The following is a 360-nucleotide window of genomic DNA, read 5'->3' as shown; positions in this document are numbered from 1 at the left end:
GGTGGTGTCGGCGAGGAAGCGGGGGTGCTTGTCGGTGAGCCAGCTGCCGGCCTGCGGGCCGTGGCCGAACGCCTTCAGGACCGGTTCACCGCCCGCGGGCGTGAACGCGCCGCCCTCGTCCTGGGCGGACACCCGGACACCTTCCGCGGCAAGCACGACAACACTGGGACGGCTCTCACCCGTGAGGTCGGCCAGGGTCCATAGATCCTTGGGGCTCGCGGAGGACGCGGGCGGGTGCAGAACCCGTTCCTCGTCGTCGAAGGTCCCGTCCCCTCGGCCGGAAGAGGTCACCGCGCCCTTCGCGGGTTTCAGCCCGACGATGTCCGCGCGCCCTGTTCCGGTGGTGTCGGCGAGGAACCG

Annotated in this window: 1 pseudogene; it reads right to left on the bottom strand. The window is 71.7% G+C overall.

Annotated elements, in window-relative coordinates:
* A pseudogene (locus Q0994_RS33975) lies at positions 1-360 on the bottom strand (hypothetical protein); the annotation flags it as partial.

The organism is uncultured Streptomyces sp., from assembly GCF_947488945.1.
Taxonomy (GTDB): domain Bacteria; phylum Actinomycetota; class Actinomycetes; order Streptomycetales; family Streptomycetaceae; genus Streptomyces.
The sequence above is the reverse complement of the archived record's forward strand: the minus strand, read 5'-3'. Positions and strand labels throughout refer to the sequence as shown.